This is a genomic window from Streptomyces sp. HUAS CB01, from assembly GCF_030406905.1.
In the GTDB taxonomy this organism is placed as follows: domain Bacteria; phylum Actinomycetota; class Actinomycetes; order Streptomycetales; family Streptomycetaceae; genus Streptomyces; species Streptomyces chengbuensis.
The window spans coordinates 3,180,796-3,198,228 of sequence record NZ_CP129137.1 but is presented as its reverse complement, the minus strand read 5'-3'; the positions used below and the strand labels follow the sequence as shown (position 1 = coordinate 3,198,228).

At 71.6% G+C, this 17,433-nt stretch carries 14 protein-coding genes and 1 riboswitch; of the genes, 11 read left to right on the top strand and 3 right to left on the bottom strand.

Translation table 11 applies throughout. The annotated features are described in order from the left end of the window. Positions 1-34 precede the first annotated feature (34 nt). Positions 35-931: a class I SAM-dependent methyltransferase gene (locus QRN89_RS14085; RefSeq protein WP_290349719.1), complete on the bottom strand. Its 897-nt coding sequence runs from the start codon at positions 929-931 to the stop codon at positions 35-37. Between the two features lie 213 nt (positions 932-1,144). Beyond that, a complete protein-coding gene (locus tag QRN89_RS14080; RefSeq protein WP_290349718.1) occupies positions 1,145-1,792 on the bottom strand; it encodes a DUF4230 domain-containing protein in 648 nt (215 codons plus the stop codon). Between the two features lie 235 nt (positions 1,793-2,027). On the opposite strand from QRN89_RS14080, the gene QRN89_RS14075 reads away from it, so the two are divergent. From QRN89_RS14075 to QRN89_RS14025, 11 genes are all read left to right on the top strand, one after another. Beyond that, complete coding sequence (locus QRN89_RS14075) at positions 2,028-2,681, top strand: SurA N-terminal domain-containing protein (protein ID WP_290349717.1); 654 nt, start codon at positions 2,028-2,030, stop codon at positions 2,679-2,681. A 289-nt stretch (positions 2,682-2,970) separates the two neighbouring features. Continuing rightward, on the top strand, positions 2,971-3,972 hold the full coding sequence (locus tag QRN89_RS14070; RefSeq protein WP_290349716.1) for a nucleoside triphosphate pyrophosphohydrolase: 1,002 nt from the start codon (positions 2,971-2,973) through the stop codon (positions 3,970-3,972). 289 nt (positions 3,973-4,261) lie between these two features. After that, entirely contained in the window at positions 4,262-5,512 is a 1,251-nt protein-coding gene (locus QRN89_RS14065) for a cytochrome P450 family protein (protein ID WP_290349715.1), read from the top strand. Between the two features lie 163 nt (positions 5,513-5,675). Beyond that, positions 5,676-6,620 carry a transglycosylase family protein gene (locus QRN89_RS14060; protein WP_290349714.1) on the top strand — a complete coding sequence of 315 codons (945 nt, stop codon included), beginning with the start codon at positions 5,676-5,678 and terminating at the stop codon, positions 6,618-6,620. A 256-nt stretch (positions 6,621-6,876) separates the two neighbouring features. Further along, positions 6,877-7,039: riboswitch (cyclic di-AMP (ydaO/yuaA leader) on the top strand. 3 nt (positions 7,040-7,042) lie between these two features. Next, positions 7,043-7,705: a transglycosylase family protein gene (locus QRN89_RS14055; protein WP_290349712.1), complete on the top strand. Its 663-nt coding sequence runs from the start codon at positions 7,043-7,045 to the stop codon at positions 7,703-7,705. 318 nt (positions 7,706-8,023) lie between these two features. Beyond that, positions 8,024-9,304: a phosphopyruvate hydratase gene (gene eno, locus QRN89_RS14050; RefSeq protein WP_290349711.1), complete on the top strand. Its 1,281-nt coding sequence runs from the start codon at positions 8,024-8,026 to the stop codon at positions 9,302-9,304. A 114-nt stretch (positions 9,305-9,418) separates the two neighbouring features. After that, entirely contained in the window at positions 9,419-9,883 is a 465-nt protein-coding gene (locus tag QRN89_RS14045; RefSeq protein ID WP_290349710.1) for an FtsB family cell division protein, read from the top strand. A gap of 37 nt (positions 9,884-9,920) precedes the next feature. After that, positions 9,921-10,499: a DUF501 domain-containing protein gene (locus QRN89_RS14040; RefSeq protein ID WP_290349709.1), complete on the top strand. Its 579-nt coding sequence runs from the start codon at positions 9,921-9,923 to the stop codon at positions 10,497-10,499. After that, positions 10,496-11,419, top strand: a complete 924-nt coding sequence (locus QRN89_RS14035; protein ID WP_290349708.1) for a Ppx/GppA phosphatase family protein — start codon at positions 10,496-10,498, stop codon at positions 11,417-11,419. The genes QRN89_RS14040 and QRN89_RS14035 overlap by 4 nt, the downstream gene beginning before the upstream one ends. 454 nt (positions 11,420-11,873) lie before the next feature. Continuing rightward, positions 11,874-13,253 (top strand): NAD(P)/FAD-dependent oxidoreductase, encoded by a 1,380-nt coding sequence (locus tag QRN89_RS14030; protein ID WP_290349707.1) that lies wholly within the window; start codon positions 11,874-11,876, stop codon positions 13,251-13,253. A 205-nt stretch (positions 13,254-13,458) separates the two neighbouring features. Continuing rightward, entirely contained in the window at positions 13,459-14,766 is a 1,308-nt protein-coding gene (locus QRN89_RS14025; protein ID WP_290349706.1) for a class I SAM-dependent methyltransferase, read from the top strand. A 98-nt stretch (positions 14,767-14,864) separates the two neighbouring features. On the opposite strand, the gene QRN89_RS14020 is transcribed toward QRN89_RS14025, so the two are convergent. Then, complete coding sequence (locus tag QRN89_RS14020; RefSeq protein ID WP_290349705.1) at positions 14,865-17,396, bottom strand: ABC transporter permease; 2,532 nt, start codon at positions 17,394-17,396, stop codon at positions 14,865-14,867. Between the last annotated feature and the right edge of the window lie 37 nt (positions 17,397-17,433).

Below are 17,433 nucleotides of genomic sequence, written 5' to 3'. Positions count from 1 at the left end.
GGTGGGTGCCGGGGCGGCCGCGGCCCGGTGGGGGTCACACGGCCCGGAGGTACGCCGTCCCCGCGACGATGCCGAGGAGCCTCAGCCGGGAGCCGTCGGCGAGGCGCTTGGCGAGGGCCTCGGCGATGCCGGGGCGGGTGTCGTCGCCGTGTCCGTCGAGGACGACGACCGCGCCGTCGGCGGCCAGTTGCTCCGTGAGGTCGAGGTCCGCGAGCACGCCCTCCACGGACGGGTCGCCGGCCAGGACGACCACGCCGTAGCGCCGGTCGGAGACCTCGGCGCGCACACCGGCGTCGGCGGACGCGCCCCGGAGCACTCGGGCCTGTGTGCCCGAACGGCTGCCGCACAGGGCCAGGTTGGCCCGCACGACGTCCTCCCGGACCGGGACGGGTGCGGTGCCCGTCGGCACGAGGGCGCCGGCCAGCGGGTCGACGACCGTCAGCCGAGGCTCGACACCCGCGCGGTGCAGCATGCGCAGCAGGGCGGCCGCGAACAGCCCGTGCTGGGTGCCGATCTCCAGCACCTCGTCGTTCGGCGGGGCCAGCAGCGGCACGGACGCCAGCTTCCCGCAGATGTCCGAGGTCGAGCCCGCGAGCCGGCCGACGCCCAGGGCCTCCAGGGCCACCACGGTGCGGTACGCCACCGTCAGATCGCGGCGCGCGTGCTCGCCGGACGCGCCCGTCACCGTGGTCACCTCCCGCACCAGCGAGTCCAGTTGGGTCGCGGTGGGCATCCGGTGGGCGTCCCGTCCGGCGTGGTCGAGCAGCAGCCCGAGCCCGTAGCTCTGCCGGCGCAGGTCGGCCACTTCGTGGTGGAGGGCGTCGAGGTCGGCCTGGAGGGCCGTGGTGGCACGCTCCAGCCGCTGTTCCACGAGGGAGAAGGCCGGACGCAGCATCCGCTTCGCCAGCCGGTTGCTCAGGAGGGAGGGCATGGCCGGGAGGTTACGCCGGGATTTCCGCTCAAGGGGCCACCGACGGGGGCCATTCGGGTGAAGTCTTGGTGTCCTTCCGTTGACGCGCCCGTACAGAGGGTAGCGGTGCGGGCTGCCGCCCGTCCGTCGAGCGCAGGCGGCCACGCCGCACCCCGTGAACGACGCCCGTGAACGACGCCCGTGTACGACGCCCGTGTACGACGGGGCCGGGCCTCACGCCCCGTAGACCACCGTGACCTTGTCGAACCCGAGCGAGCGAAGCAGCCCTTCCAGCATCCGCGTCGTGTTCCGCTCCGCCTGCGCCGTCAGACGGCTCTTCTCGGCGGCGGTGGCGATGTGCCGCACCGCGAGCTGCTGGACCGCCTGTTCGCTGTTGGGGTTGTCGGAGAAGAGGTCGCCGAGCCGGTCGAGCAGCCCGCGCTGCTTCGATACGGCGTAGGACCGGTCGGGGTCCAGCGCGGGCCGGTCGAGGACGGCGTGCGGGAGCCGGATCGTCGCCGCCGTGCGCGCCTCGTTCACGGTGACGTCCTTCTCGCCGAGCGCCCCCATGTCGACGTACGCGTCCACGGTGCCCGCCCCGACGTACAGCACCCTGGTGCCGCGCAGCGCGTCCGGCAGGTACCTGGTGTCCTTCTCCAGGTCGACCACGACCTGGAAGTTCCCCGTGGCCGCCTGGTAGCGGCTCATGTCCTGGATCGACTCCAGCACGGCCGGCCCGGAGCGGTCGCGCGTCTCCTCGCCGAACAGGCCGCCGAGCCCCGGCAGGCCGCGCAGTTGTGTGCCCACCACCAGCAGCGCGAGCACCAGCAGGACACCGACCGACACCTTGACCCACCACGACACAGCCCTGAGCGCACCCATAGCCCGGCCCTCCCTCGCCCTACGGATGCCCCGGTCCGCGCGGATCAGACCTGCCCGTACGGAACCGTGCGCCGTACCGCACCCCGACCGCCTCCCGAATCGTTGACCGAATCAGTGGCGGCGAAGTAGTGGCCTGCGCCACGCCGACTGCCTACCATCGATCACCGCAAGGTCTTTGTGCACCGCGTCACAAACGCTCCGCGTCACGATCACCACCGCACGCCAGGAGGCCCCTTTGCACCGCCGCCGTCGCACCGCGCTCGCCCTCTCCGCCGCGCTCGTCGCGGCGGCGCCCCTGCTCGCCGCCTGCGGGAACGAGGCACACCCCGGCGCCGCGGCCGTCGTGGGCGGCGACCGGATCGAGGTGTCCGCGCTCCAGGCGGAGGTGAAGGACGTACGGGCGGCCCAGGAGGCGTCGCCCGAGGCCGCACAGCTGATCAAGAACACGGGGCAGCTGAACCGGGCCAAGCTGCACGGGATGATCTTCGACCGGATCCTGGAGCACGCCGCCGAGAAGCACGGCGTCACCGTCTCCCGCAAGGAGGTCCAGGACGCCAGGGTCGCCGCGGCCCAGCAGTCCGGCGGTGAGGAGCAGCTCGCCGCGATGCTCCTCCAGCAGCGCGGGGTCGCTCCCGACCAGATCGAGCAGGCCGTGCGCGAGGAGGTCCTGCTGACCGGGCTGGCCCGTGCGCTCGGTGCCGACCTCGGCACTCCGGAGGGCCAGCAGAAGGTCGGCGCCGCGCTGACGGCCGCGTCCAAGGAACTCGACATCGACGTGAACCCGCGCTACGGCCGGTGGGACGACACGAAGATCCAGCTCGGAGACTACAAGGCCCCGTGGATCACCCAGGTCACCAAGCAGCCGGAGGCGGTCCAGGCCGGGGCGTAGGGCGTGTTGCGGAAGTCCCTCCCGCCCTGCGGGCGGACGGAGCCGCTCGCGCAACCCGCCCCCGGCGACAGGGGCCGGGCGCCGGCGACGGGCGCGGGCGCGCGGCCCCGGAGTGCGCGGCCCCACGGTCATGGACGTCCTCGTCGCGTGGTCGCGTCCGTCGCGTCGGTCGCGGTGACGCGGGCCGGCGGGAGTGGCCGCGCCGGACCGTGAGGCCCCGGCGGGGACGGCCCCGCCGGACCGTCGGGCCCGGCCCCGGCGCCCCACCGCCCCGACGTAAGGTCGAGGGGTGAACGCTGAAGCGCCCGTCGAGCCCGGCCGTGTCGTCCTGCTCACCGCCAGCCATCGTGTCGCGCCGGGACTGCTGTCCTGGCCCGCGTGGCAGACCCTGCACACCGCCGACCGCGTGCTGTGCGCGGACGCGGAGCACCCGCAGCTGCCGTACCTGAGGGAGGCCGGTGTCGCCGTGGAGATCGCGGCGCCCACCGCCCAGGAGCTCGTGGACCGTTGTGCGGGAGGCAGGACCGTCGTGGTCCTCACGACCGGCGAGGGCGACCGGGCCCTCACCGACGGCCTGGCCCGCATGGCCGGCTCCGGCCGGGTGCGGATGCCCGACCTGGAGCTGCTGCCCGGCTCGTACGACCTCCCGGGCGCGCGGCTCCTCGACCTCGTCCAGGTCATGGACCGGATCCGCCGCGAGTGCCCGTGGTCCTCGCAGCAGACCCACAAGGGCCTCGCCAAGTACGGCATCGAGGAGGCGTACGAGCTCGTCGAGGCCATCGAGGACGGCGACCGCGACGAACTGCGCGAGGAACTCGGCGACGTACTCCTCCAGGTCGTCTTCCACGCGCGCATCGCGCAGGAGGCGAGCGGGGAGGAGGGCGACGAGCCGTTCTCGATCGACGACGTCGCCGGGACCATCGTCGACAAGCTCGTCCACCGCCACCCGCACGTCTTCGGGGACGCCCGCGCCGAGACCCCCGAGGACGTGAAGGAGCACTGGCTGCGCACCAAGGCGATCGAGAAGCAGCGGGATTCGGTGACCGACGGCGTCCCGCTCGGCCAGCCGGGCCTCGCGCTCGCCGCGAAACTGGCGGGCCGGGTGCGGACGGCCGGGCTGGACGTGGAGCTGCCGACGGAGGAGGACGGCGACCGCGCCGTCGGGTACGAACTGCTCGCCATGGCCGTGCGCGCCGAAGCCGAGGGGCACGACCCGGAAGCCGCCCTCCGCGCCGCCGCCCGCGCCTACCGCGACGCGATCCGCGCGGCGGAGGCCACGGCCCGGGACTGACGGGAGCGCCCGGCCGGGAACGGCTTCGCTTCAGCCCTGCCGTCCGCGCCGCCGGTCCACGGCGGCCTTGATCCGGTCGAGGTCGTCCGCCGTCCACCCACCGGGGGCGGCACCGGGAACACGTACCGCTCCTCCCGGCCGTCCTGGTCTTCCCGCCGGTCTTCGGCTGCGGCACTCATCAGTGCTCCCATGCGGCACGGAGTCCGGCGTGTACGGTCAGCCTACCCAGGGGGTATCCGGAGAGGTCCGCCGAACCGGTGACCGGCCCCGCGCGGGTTAACGTCGACCCATGCACGACCAGCCGTCCCGCGTCCCCGACGCCCCCGAGCTCTTCACCTGGGAGTTCGCCACCGACCCGTACCCGGCCTACGCCTGGCTCCGCGAGCACGCGCCCGTGCACCGGACCCGGCTGCCCAGCGGGGTGGAGGCATGGCTGGTGACCCGGTACGCGGACGCCCGGCAGGCCCTCGCGGACCAGCGGCTGAGCAAGAACCCGGCGCACCACGACGAGCCCGCGCACGCGAAGGGGAAGACGGGGATCCCGGGGGAGCGCAAGGCGGAGCTGATGACGCATCTGCTGAACATCGACCCGCCCGACCACACCCGGCTGCGGAGGCTCGTGTCGAAGGCGTTCACCCCCCGCCGGGTGGCCGAATTCGCACCGCGGGTCCAGGAGCTGACGGACGGACTCATCGACGGCTTCGCACAGCGGGGAAGTGCGGACCTCATCCACGAGTTCGCCTTCCCCCTCCCCATCCACGCCATCTGCGACATGCTCGGCGTCCCGCGCGAGGACCAGGACGACTTCCGGGACTGGGCGGGGATGATGATCCGTCACGGCGGGGGCCCGCGCGGCGGTGTCGCCCGGTCCGTGAAGAAGATGCGCGGCTATCTCGCCGACCTGATCCACCGCAAGCGCGAAGCCCCCGGCGACGACCTCATCTCGGGACTCATCAAGGCGTCCGACCACGGGGAGCACCTCACCGAGAACGAGGCCGCGGCGATGGCCTTCATCCTTCTCTTCGCCGGGTTCGAGACCACGGTGAACCTCATCGGGAACGGCATGTACGCGCTGCTGCGCAATCCGGGGCAGCGGCGGCGGCTCCAGGAATCGCTGGCCGCCGGTGAGACCGGCCTGCTCGCCACCGGTGTCGAGGAACTGCTCCGCTACGACGGACCGGTCGAACTCGCCACCTGGCGGTACGCGACCGAGCCGCTGACGCTCGGCGGCCGGGACATCGCCGCCGGGGACCCCGTCCTCGTCGTGCTCGCCGCCGCGGACCGCGACCCGGAGCGGTTCGCGGAGCCCGACACCCTCGATCTCGCCCGGCGCGACAACCAGCACCTCGGGTACGGACACGGCATCCACTACTGCCTGGGGGCGCCGCTCGCGCGGCTGGAGGGGCAGACGGCCCTCGCGACCGTCCTCAGCCGGCTGCCCGACTTGCGGCTTGCGGTCGATCCGTCGGAATTGCGGTGGCGTGGGGGGCTCATCATGCGCGGATTGCGCACTCTGCCCGTTGAATTCACCCCTCGTTGAATCTGACGGTCAGTCAAGACTGTGACTTTTACGTGATCTCCGCTGCATCGACTTGTGACTGAGGTTGGAGTGCGGCTACGTTCACCCCGACTCCGGGTCATCGAGGTTTCAACCGCCACGACAACCTGAGGAGTTTTCTGTAGTCACACGGAAGGCACACCGCATGCTGTCCGGGAACGGCCGACACCGCCGACCTCGTCAGGCCCCCGCTCTCATCGTCGCGGCAGGGGTGACCGGATCGGCCATCGCCATCCCGCTGCTCGGCGCGGGGTCCGCCTCCGCCGCCGACACCGCCACCTGGAACCGCGTCGCCGACTGCGAGAGCGGCGGCGACTGGAGCGCCAACCTCGGCAACGGTTACTACGGCGGTCTGCAGATGTCCCAGGAGACCTGGGAGGCGTACGGCGGCACCGCCTACGCGCCGCGCCCCGACCTCGCCGACCGCTCCCAGCAGATCTCCGTCGCCGAGATGGTGCTCGCCGCCCAGGGTGCCGCCGCCTGGCAGAGCTGCGCCGCCATCACGGGTCTGGCCGCCGGTGACTCCGAGCCCGCCGGTACCCCGTCCGTCGATCCGCTGGGCGACCTCGTGAAGGACCCGTCGTTCGGCGACGGGGCCGACGTCTCGCCCGAGCCGGACGCCGGGAGCTCCTCGCCCGCCGGGGCCGAGCCGGCCGGTGGCGGGTCCCCGTCCGAGCCGTCCGGATCGCCGTCGGAGTCGTCCGAGCCCTCGGAGGCGGCCGGCTCCGCCGGAGGCTCCGGCGGGAACGCCGGGGCGTCCGGCGCCGCCGCCGCGGAGTCGGGCTCCGGCAAGCACCGGGGCAACCCCGCCACCGAAGGGGATGAGCCGGGCAATTCGGGCGATGAGCGTGAATCAGGTCGTCATGCCTCACGGGGTGACGGATCGGCACGAGACGGCGCCACCACGGGAGATGAGTACGTCGTCCGCACCGGCGACAACCTCTCGTCGATCGCCGAAGCGAACCAGGTGCCCGGCGGCTGGCCCGCCCTCTACGAGGCGAACCGGGAGGTCGTCGGCTCCGACGAGGACCTCATCCTGCCTGGCCAGAGCCTCGATCTGGCCCTGGGGAAGGGGCAGTTGAAGGAGTAGTTCGGGTGCTTATGTCCGGTTCTGCGTGAGTGAGACAAGCGTCTCTTCCGGTCAACCGGCGCCGCTCGGCGGTCAACTCCGGCCATCACGGCTCTCACCTGCGAAAACGGACATGTTGCCCCATCAGATTTGGGCGATTTCTCCCCGATGTTCGTCTTTGAACATCGGGGAGACGTGTGTCTACGGTCTGAACCGCTCGCAACGCGGGCCCCGTCGACCGCACGCCGAATCCTGCCGGCGGCCGTCGGGAACAGTCGTCGCGCAAGCGCCGAAGGCAGGAGCGGGGGACCCAAGGTAAGTGCCGGACAGACCCGATGAGGGCTGCCCGGCTAGGGGTGGAGCCGTGCGTTCGCGCACGGCCGGGCACCACATCGGCCCGAACCCGACAGCTCACCTCGCAGGCGTCGGTGAGGAGAACTTCGATGCTGCTTTCCGGCAAGGGCAAGCACCGTCGCCCGACGGTCTTCCAGCGGTCCACCCGTGTCGCCACGCTCGCCGGTGTCACCGGCGTCGCCATCGCCGCCCCGCTGATGGCCTCGGGCACCGCGTCCGCCGCCACCGCCTCCGAGTGGGACGCCGTCGCCCAGTGCGAGTCCGGCGGCAACTGGTCGATCAACACCGGCAACGGCTACTACGGCGGGCTGCAGTTCTCGGCCTCGACCTGGGCCGCCTACGGGGGCACCGCGTTCGCCGCCACCGCCGACCGGGCCAGCAAGTCGCAGCAGATCCAGGTCGCCGAGAAGGTCCTGGCGGGCCAGGGCAAGGGTGCCTGGCCGAACTGCGGCACGGGCCTGTCGAACGCCGCGTACGACGGCGCCGCCCCGGCCGCCCCGAAGGCCGCCGAGCCGAAGGCCAAGCCGGCGGCCCCGAAGCGGGCCGAAGCCCCGACCAGCCGCTCCGAGCGCGCGGCCGCCCCGGTCAAGAAGGGCGACGGCGAGTACACGGTCAAGGCCGGCGACACCCTCAGCAGGATCGCCGAGGCCGAGAAGGTCAAGGGCGGCTGGAAGAAGCTGTTCGAGCTCAACAAGGACGTCGTCGACGACGCGAACGTCATCCACCCCGGCCAGAAGCTCCACCTGAGCTGACGCTCGGCCCCGGGGACCCCGCGGTCCCCGGGGGTGGCCGTCGCCCGGTGGTCCCGGCGGACCACCGGGCGGCGCACCCCCCTCCCCGGCCCCCGGCCCGGTGCGGCATCCCCCTGCTCCCCGCGGTCCCGCGGGTACGGAGAGGTCCCCGGCTCGGGGGTTTTGTCCGTCCGGTCCGCTTTTTCGTCCCACGGGGCGGGCATCTGCCGGACGACGCCCCCCAGGCGGTTAGGCTCTTGCCGCAAGGCCAAAGGGACCCTGCACCGACACGGCTCCGCTTGTGTCACCTCACGCGTCACATCCCAGAAGGAGATGCTCGTGCCGTCCATCGACGTCGTCGTAGCCCGGGAAATCCTGGACTCCCGAGGCAACCCCACGGTCGAGGTCGAGGTCGGCCTCGACGACGGCAGCACCGGCCGTGCTGCCGTTCCGTCCGGTGCGTCCACCGGCGCCTTCGAGGCCCTCGAGCTCCGCGACGGTGACCCGAACCGCTACCTGGGCAAGGGTGTGGAGAAGGCCGTCCTCGCCGTCATCGAGCAGATCGGCCCCGAGCTCGTCGGCTACGACGCGACCGAGCAGCGCCTGATCGACCAGGCGATGTTCGACCTCGACGCCACCCCGGACAAGTCCTCCCTCGGCGCCAACGCGATCCTCGGCGTCTCCCTCGCCGTCGCGCACGCCGCCTCCGAGGCGTCCGACCTGCCGCTGTTCCGCTACCTCGGCGGTCCGAACGCGCACCTGCTGCCCGTTCCGATGATGAACATCCTGAACGGCGGCTCGCACGCCGACTCCAACGTGGACATCCAGGAGTTCATGATCGCGCCCATCGGCGCCGAGTCCTTCTCCGAGGCCCTGCGCTGGGGCACCGAGGTGTACCACACCCTGAAGAAGGTGCTGAAGGAGAAGGGGCTCTCCACCGGCCTCGGCGACGAGGGCGGCTTCGCGCCGAACCTGGGCTCCAACCGCGAGGCCCTCGACCTCATCCTCGAGGCGATCAAGAAGGCCGGCTACACGCCCGGCAAGGACATCGCGCTCGCGCTCGACGTCGCCGCCTCCGAGTTCTACAAGGACGGCGCCTACGAGTTCGAGGGCAAGGCCCGCTCGGCCGCCGAGATGACCGAGTACTACGAGGAGCTCGTCTCCGCCTACCCGCTGGTCTCCATCGAGGACCCGCTGTTCGAGGACGATTGGGACGGCTGGAAGACGATCACCGACAAGCTCGGCGCCAAGGTCCAGCTGGTCGGCGACGACCTGTTCGTGACCAACCCCGAGCGTCTCGCCCGCGGCATCGACGAGGCCGCCGCCAACGCCCTCCTGGTCAAGGTCAACCAGATCGGTTCGCTGACCGAGACCCTCGACGCCGTCGAGCTGGCCCAGCGCAACGGCTTCAAGTGCATGATGTCCCACCGGTCCGGCGAGACCGAGGACGTCACCATCGCCGACTTGGCCGTCGCCACCAACTGCGGCCAGATCAAGACCGGTGCCCCGGCCCGTTCCGAGCGCGTCGCCAAGTACAACCAGCTCCTGCGCATCGAGGAGATCCTCGACGACGCCGCGGTGTACGCCGGCCGCAGCGCGTTCCCGCGCTTCAAGGGCTGAGTCCGGACGACTCCGCCGGGCACCGGCTCCGGCGGGGTCGCGGGTTGCGTACGTCCCCGCACACGGTCCCGTACCGTGTGCGGGGACGTACGCACGTGAAGGGGAGGCGCACTGATGGCCCGGGACCGGTTCTCCACCGCGACCAGGCTGCGGCTGCTCGGTGAGCAGACCGCCGCCCGCGTCTACCGTTCGCAGACCCGCCGCCAGGCCCGCCGCTCCCGGCTCACCGGCCGGGCCGCCTTCCTCGCCCTCGTCGTATGCTCGATGATCGTCGCGCTCGCCTATCCGATGCGGGCGTACGTGTCGCAGCAGAACGAGATCGCCGAGCAGCAGCGGCTCGCCGCCGCGGCCCGGGAACGGGTGGAGCGGCTGCGCGACGAGAAGGCCCGCCTCCAGGACGACGCGTACGTCATGCGGCTGGCCCGTGAGCACCTGCACATGGTCCTGCCCGGCGAGACCGGGTACATCGTGGTCGACCCGCGGGCGGCCCGGAAGCCCCGTGCCGAGGACGCCGGTGTCGGCCGTCCCTGGTACTCGAACGTCTGGGACGGCGTGGACCGCGCCGACGCGCGACGCTAGCCAAGACACGGAACCGACGAAGAGACATACACATCCCATGGACACGCCACCGCCTACCACCGCGCCCACCCCGCCCACCGCGGAGGACATCGCCGCGTTCGAGGAGCAGCTCGGCCGCCCGCCGCGCGGTCTGCGGGCCATCGCCCACCGCTGCCCCTGCGGCCGGCCCGACGTGGTCGAGACGGCACCGCGGCTGGAGGACGGCACGCCCTTCCCGACGCTGTACTACCTGACCTGTCCGCGTGCGGCCTCGGCCATCGGCACGCTGGAGGCGAACGGCGTCATGAAGGAGATGACCGAGCGCCTGCAGGGCGATCCCGAGCTGGCGGCGGCGTACCGCGCGGCGCACGAGGACTACATCCGGCGCCGGGACGAGATCGAGGAACTGAAGAACTTCCCGAGCGCCGGCGGCATGCCGGACCGGGTGAAGTGCCTGCACGTCCTGGTCGCCCACTCGCTCGCGGCCGGCCCCGGGGTGAACCCCCTGGGCGACGAGGCCATCGCGATGCTCCCGGAGTGGTGGGCGAAGGGCCCGTGCGTGACCGCCGGAGCGGGGGGCTGCGCGGCCCCCGGCGCGGGCGGGGGCGCGAACACGGGTGCGGAGGACGGCGCGTGACCCGCGTCGCCGCCGTCGACTGCGGCACGAACTCGATCCGTCTGCTCATCGCCGACGTGGACGCCTCCACCGGTGAACTGACCGAACTGGACCGACGGATGACCGTCGTCCGGCTCGGGCAGGGCGTCGACCGCACCGGCCGGCTCGCCCCCGAGGCCCTGGAGCGCACCTTCGCGGCCTGCCGGGAGTACGCGGGGATCATCAAGGAGCACGGGGCGGAGAGGATCCGCTTCGTGGCGACCTCCGCCTCCCGGGACGCGGAGAACCGCGACGAGTTCGTGGACGGCGTCGTCGGCATCCTCGGGGTCGAGCCCGAGGTGATCACCGGCGACCAGGAGGCCGAGTTCTCCTTCACCGGCGCCACCAGGGAACTGCCGGGCCACGAGGAGCGGCTCGTCGTGGACATCGGCGGCGGCTCGACCGAGTTCGTCATCGGCCGCGGGCACGTCGAGGCGGCCCGCTCCGTCGACATCGGCTGTGTCCGGCTGACCGAGCGTCATGTGCGCAGCGACCCGCCGGAGCCGGAGGAGATCGCTGCCGTCCGCGCGGACATCGAGGCGGCGCTGGACCTGGCGGAGGAGGTCGTGCCCGTGCGCGAGGCGGGCATCCTGGTCGGCCTGGCCGGCTCGGTGACCACCGTCGCCGGGATCGCCCTGGGCCTCGACGCGTACGACTCCGAGGCGATCCACCACTCCCGCGTCTCCCGGGACCGGGTCGCGGAGATCACCGAGCGGCTGATCCGGTCCACCCACGACGAGCGCGCCGCGATCCCGGTCATGCACCCGGGACGGGTGGACGTGATCATGGCGGGGGCCCTGGTGCTGCTCGCGATCATGGACCGGGCCGGGGTGCCGGAGGTCGTCGTCTCGGAGCACGACATCCTCGACGGCATCGCGTGGAGTTGCGCGCCCACCGTGTGACCTTCGTGCGCGACCCTCGACGCCATCGCCTCCTCTCGCCCGAGCGCAGGGCCGCAGGGGGCGCGTCGGGGCTTTCGGGGGCGTTTTCCGGCCGTCGGCGCGCCCTCCGCGAGAAAGTTCGTGAAGTTCTTCACAAGGAAATGGGCCCGACCGGCCGTCGAAAGTGCCCCCAGAGGGCTCGCCGGGCCTGTTTTTGTGTCCAACTCGGCCCGTCGGCCCGCCCTCCGGCAGGTGACCGTCGTATTGCGTACACATGAAAAAGGGCCCCGGTTCACCTTGCGGGGGGAGCGTGGGGCCAGCTCAGCGGGCCTTCACAACGTCTCCCGTTACACCCGGGTTCCCGTGACGTGCCATGACCTCGGTCACGTGGGCGGCGGAGTGTAGCAGAGGGTCCCCCCATGCTTGTGAAGGGGCTCACGAGCACCCCCTCCGAGGGGGGTGGATACTCGATGGCATGAGCACCACGGAGCGTCCCAGGATCCTCGTAGTAGGCGGTGGGTACGTAGGCCTGTACGCAGCTCGTCGCATTCTGAAGAAGATGCGGTACGGGGAGGCGACCGTCACGGTCGTCGACCCGCGGTCGTACATGACGTACCAGCCCTTCCTCCCCGAAGCCGCCGCCGGCAGCATCTCGCCGCGGCACGTCGTCGTCCCGCTGCGACGTGTGCTGCCCAAGGCCGAGGTACTCACCGGCCGGGTCACCACCATCGATCAGGACCGCAAGGTCGCCACGGTCGCGCCGCTCGTCGGCGAGGCCTACGAGCTCCCCTTCGACTACCTGGTCATCGCGCTCGGCGCGGTCTCCCGCACCTTCCCGATCCCCGGCCTCGCCGAGCAGGGCATCGGCATGAAGGGCATCGAGGAGGCCATCGGCCTGCGCAACCACGTCCTCGAGCAGCTGGACAAGGCCGACTCCACCACCGACGAGGAGGTCCGCCGCAAGGCGCTGACCTTCGTCTTCGTCGGAGGCGGCTTCGCGGGCGCCGAGACCATAGGCGAGGTCGAGGACCTGGCCCGCGACGCGGTCAAGTACTACAAGAGCATCAAGCGCGAGGACATGCGCTTCGTCCTCGTCGACGCCGCGGACAAGATCCTTCCCGAGGTCGGCCCCAAGCTCGGCAAGTACGGCAAGGAGCACCTCGAGGCCCGCGGCATCGAGATCTACCTCAACACGTCCATGGACTCCTGCGTGGACGGCCACGTGGTGCTGAAGAACGGCCTCGAGGTCGACTCCAACACCATCGTCTGGACCGCCGGCGTGAAGCCGAACCCGGCCCTGGCCCGCTACGGCCTGCCGCTCGGCCCGCGCGGCCACGTGGACACCCAGCCGACGCTCCAGGTCCAGGGCACGGACTACATCTGGGCCGCGGGCGACAACGCCCAGGTGCCGGACATCGCCGCCCGCAAGGCCGGTGTCGAGAACGCCTGGTGCCCGCCGAACGCCCAGCACGCGCTGCGTCAGGCGAAGGTCCTCGGCGACAACGTGATCTCCGGTATGCGGGGCTTCCCGCAGAAGGAGTACAGCCACGCCAACAAGGGTGCGGTCGCCGGTCTCGGCCTGCACAAGGGCGTCGCGATGATCGTCATGGGCAAGATCAAGATCAAGCTCAAGGGCCGGCTGGCCTGGTACATGCACCGTGGCTACCACGGCATGGCGATGCCGACCTGGAACCGCAAGATCCGCGTCTTCGCCGACTGGACCCTCGCGATGTTCCTCAAGCGCGAGGTCGTCTCGCTGGGCGCGATCGAGTCGCCGCGCGAGGAGTTCTACGAGGCCGCCAAGCCGGCCCCGGCGGTGGCCCAGCCCGCCCCGGAGAAGGCCAAGGCGTCCTGATTCCCCCGCTGTAGTACCCCCCCGAAGGGGCCGTCCGCCATCCGTGGTGCGGACGGCCCCTTCGGCGTACTTTGGGCACGCTCCGTACGGGGAAGTTGTCTGTTTTGCCGTCCATTTGCCCACCAGGGGGACTGCGTCCGCACGTCGAGGGTGTTTACGTGGTGTTGGGCATTTCCGTCAAACAGCGATCACGGAGGTGTGCGCCATGGCCGATGCCGCTTCGCGGCTCACCGCTCTCGCCGAGGAACTGCTGGGGGCACCGCCCCCGGTCCGCCTCAGGGCCTGGGACGGAAGCGAGTCCGGTCCCGCCGAGGGCCCGGTCCTCGTCGTCCGGCACCCACGCGCCCTGCGCAGGCTGCTGTGGAAGCCCGGCGAACTCGGCCTGGCCCGCGGCTGGGTGGCCGGGGAGATCGACGTCGAGGGCGATCTGTACGAGGCCCTGGGGGCACTCGCGGGGCTGATCTGGGAGCGTTCCGAGCCCGGCCCCGGGCTGCGCTCACTGGGCGATCCACGGGTCCGCTCGGCCGTCCGGGAGCTGGTCGCCCTCGCCGGGCCCCGCTCCTGGCTGCCGGTGCCGCCGCCCGCGGAGGAGATCGCGGGCCGCCGGGGCCCGCTGCACACGAGGTCGCGCGACCGGCAGGCGATCAGCCACCACTACGACGTCGGCAACGCGTTCTACGAGCAGGTGCTCGGCCCCTCGATGGTCTACTCGTGCGCCTACTGGCAGGACGGGGGTTCGCTCGAGGACGCACAGCGCGACAAGCTCGACCTCGTCTGCCGCAAGCTCGCCCTGCGGGAAGGCGACCGGCTGCTGGACGTCGGCTGCGGCTGGGGCTCGATGGCGATCCACGCGGCCCGGGAGTACGGCGCCCGGGTCACCGGGGTCACGCTGTCGCGGGAGCAGGCCGCGTACGCCCGCAAGCGGATCGCCGAGGAGGGACTGACCGACCGCATCGAGATCCGGGTCCAGGACTACCGGGACGTCAAGGACGGTCCGTTCGACGCGATTTCGTCCATCGGCATGGCCGAGCACGTCGGCTCCGTCCGGTACCGGGAGTACGCCGACGTGCTCCACGGCCTGCTGAAGCCCGGCGGCAGACTCCTCAACCACCAGATCGCGCGCCGCCCCGAGCAGGACGAAGACGCCTACCGCGTGGACGACTTCATCGACGCGTACGTCTTCCCCGACGGAGAGCTGGCACCGCTCGGGCGGACCCTGTCCATCCTGGAGGAGGCCGGTTTCGAGGCCCGCGACGTCGAGTCCCTCCGCGAGCACTACGCCCTCACCCTGCGCGCCTGGGTGGCGAACCTCGAGTCCGACCGGAAGCGGGCGGTGCGTCACTCCTCGCCGGGCCGTATGCGGATCTGGCGGCTCTACATGGCCGCGTCGGCCGTCGCCTTCGAGCGCAACAGGATCGGGGTCAACCAGATCCTGGCGGTGAAGAGCCGGGACGGCGGGGACTCGGGCATGCCGCTGAGGGCACGCAGATGGACGGAGGCGGGGGGCAGCTGAGACCGGGGGCCGGGGCGTTGCCCCGGCCCCGTACGCGCCCGGGCCGGGCCCCGTCACGGGGCCCGGCCCGGGCGCGTGTCCGTACCGTCCTCGGTGCGCTACTCGGTCTTGATCGCGGTCAGCATGTTCAGCCGCGCGGCGCTGCGGGCCGGCCACATCGCGGCGAGCACGCCCACCAGTCCCGCGAGCACCAGGAAGAGGCCGATGCGGTCCCAGGGCAGGACCAGGGCGTAACCCGGGATCTTGTCCCGGAAGGTCTCGCCGATCGCCCAGCCGAGGAACGAGCCGAGGCCGATGCCGACGACCGCGCCGAACAGGGAGATGACGACGGCCTCCAGGCGGACCATCCGCTTGACCCGGCGCCGGTCCAGACCGATCGCGCGCAGCATGCCGATCTCCTGCTGCCGCTCGAAGACGGACATCGCCAGGGTGTTGACCACCCCGAGCACCGCGATGATCAGAGCCATCGCGAGCAGGCCGTACATGATGTTCAGCATGGTGTTGATCATGCCGCCGAACTGGTCGCGGATGTCCTGCCGGTCCATCACCGCGATGGCGGGGTTGTCGCCCAGCGCGTCGATCAGGGCCTTCTCGTTCGCCTCGCTCTGGCCGCCGTCCGTCTTCACGAAGATCTCAGGGATGTACGGCTTCACCTCGTGCGGGTTGGCGACCTCGGTGCTCACCAGGACCGGCGAGAGGAACTCGCTGTCCTTGAAGACCGCGCCGACCTCCAGGCTGCCCTTCTTCTTGTCGTTGAAGGTGACGGGAAGGGTGTCGCCGACCTTCCAGCCCTTCTTCGTGGCCGTCTTCTCCGCGACCGCGATGCCCCCCTTCGCGAGGGTGTCCAGGCTGCCGTTCACGACCTCGACGTTCAGGACCTTCTCGATGGCACCGGGCGTGACCGCCGACGCGGACGCGAAGTCGCCCTTCACCTCGAAGTACACGGCCTGCTGGGGGGAGACCGCCGAGACGCCCGGGGCCTTCTCCAGCGCGGCCAGCGCGGACTGGTCGAGGTCCCCGCCGTTGGCCATCGTGACCATGTAGTCGGCCTTGATGTTGTCCGTCGTCATCTTGTCGACGGCCCTGCCGACGGTGACGCCGAGGACGGAGAGGCCGGTGACCAGGGTCAGTCCGATCGCGAGTGCGGAGGCCGTGGCACCGGTGCGCCGCGGGTTGCGGACCGCGTTCCGCCCGGCGAGCTTGCCGGCCACGGAGAAGACGCCGACGAGCAGCGGCCGTACGAGGGCGATGACGGGCCGCGAGAGCTGCGGGATCAGCACGATCACGCCGATCAGCGCGAGGAAGGCGCCTGCCGCGATCAGCATCCGCCCGGTGTCGCCGGCGGCGGAGGCGCCCCAGACGATGCCGCCGCCGCCGAGACCCGTCAGGACGCTTCCGATGGAGTTGCGCAGCACCAGCGACTTGACGCTGGCCGCCGCGTGGACGCTGCCCATGGCCGCGACCGGCGGGATCTTCGCGGCCCGGCGTCCCGGCAGCCACGCGGCGAACATGGTGACGAGGACACCGACGGCGAACGCGGCGATCACCGGCGTCGCGGAGATCACGAGCGGCCCGTCCGGCACCTTCATGCCGAAGGCGGCCATTCCCGAGCGCAGACCCATCGTCAGCCCGATGCCGAGGACGAAGCCGACGGCCGAGGCCACGGCGCCGACGATCGCGGCCTCGATCAGCACCGAGCGGGTGATCTGCCGGCGGGAGGCGCCGACGGCCCGCATCAGGGCCAGCTCCCTGGTGCGCTGGGCGACCAGCATCGTGAAGGTGTTGGAGATCAGGAAGACGCCGACGAAGAGCGCGATGCCGGCGAAGCCGAGCAGGATCTGCTTGAGGGCGCCGAGCCCCTCCTCGATGTCCGCGGCCTGCTTGTCGGCGAGCGCCGTTCCGGTCTGCGCCTCGGCGTTCTCCGGCAGCAGCGGCTTCACCGCGTCGAGGATCCTCGCGTCGTCCGCGCCGGGTGCCGCGGTGACGGTGATGTCCCGGTAGTAGCCGGGCTTCAGATAGAGCTTCTGGGCCACGTCGGTGTCGAAGAGGACCAGGCTGCCGCCGGCGTTCACGGCACCGTCCCTGGTGGTGAAGACACCGCTGAGGGTGTACTCCTTCACCGGACCGTTGGTGGCGACGCGGACCCGGTCGCCGACCGCGTACTTGCCCGTGGCGGCGCTGTCGGCGTCCAGGGCGATCTGGTCGGCCTTCGCGGGACCGCTGCCGTCGGTGAAGGTGTAGGCGGGGTCCTTGCCGTCCTTGCCGGGGGCGAAGTTGGAGCCCTTGTTCGACCAGCCGACGCCGATCAGCCTGCCGTCGGGATCGGCGACCCCGGCGAAGCCGTCGACCCGGCCGTGGGCGGCGGCGACGCCGTCCAGCGCGGCCACCTTGCCGAGGGTCTTCTCGGAGAGGCCGGGCTCCTGCTCGGCGTCGTTCTCGTCGGCGTACGAGGTGACGGCCACGGCGACGTCGTCGTAGCTCTTGGCCGACTGGTTGCGGAAGGCGTTGGAGAGGGTGTCGGCGAAGACCAGGGTGCCGGAGACGAACGCCACGCCGAGCATCACGGCGAGCACGGTCATCAGCAGCCTGGCCTTGTGCGCGAGCACATTGCGCAAGGCGGTACGGAACATGGTGTGAGTCAGTCCTGAGGTGAGGGCCGGAAGTCTG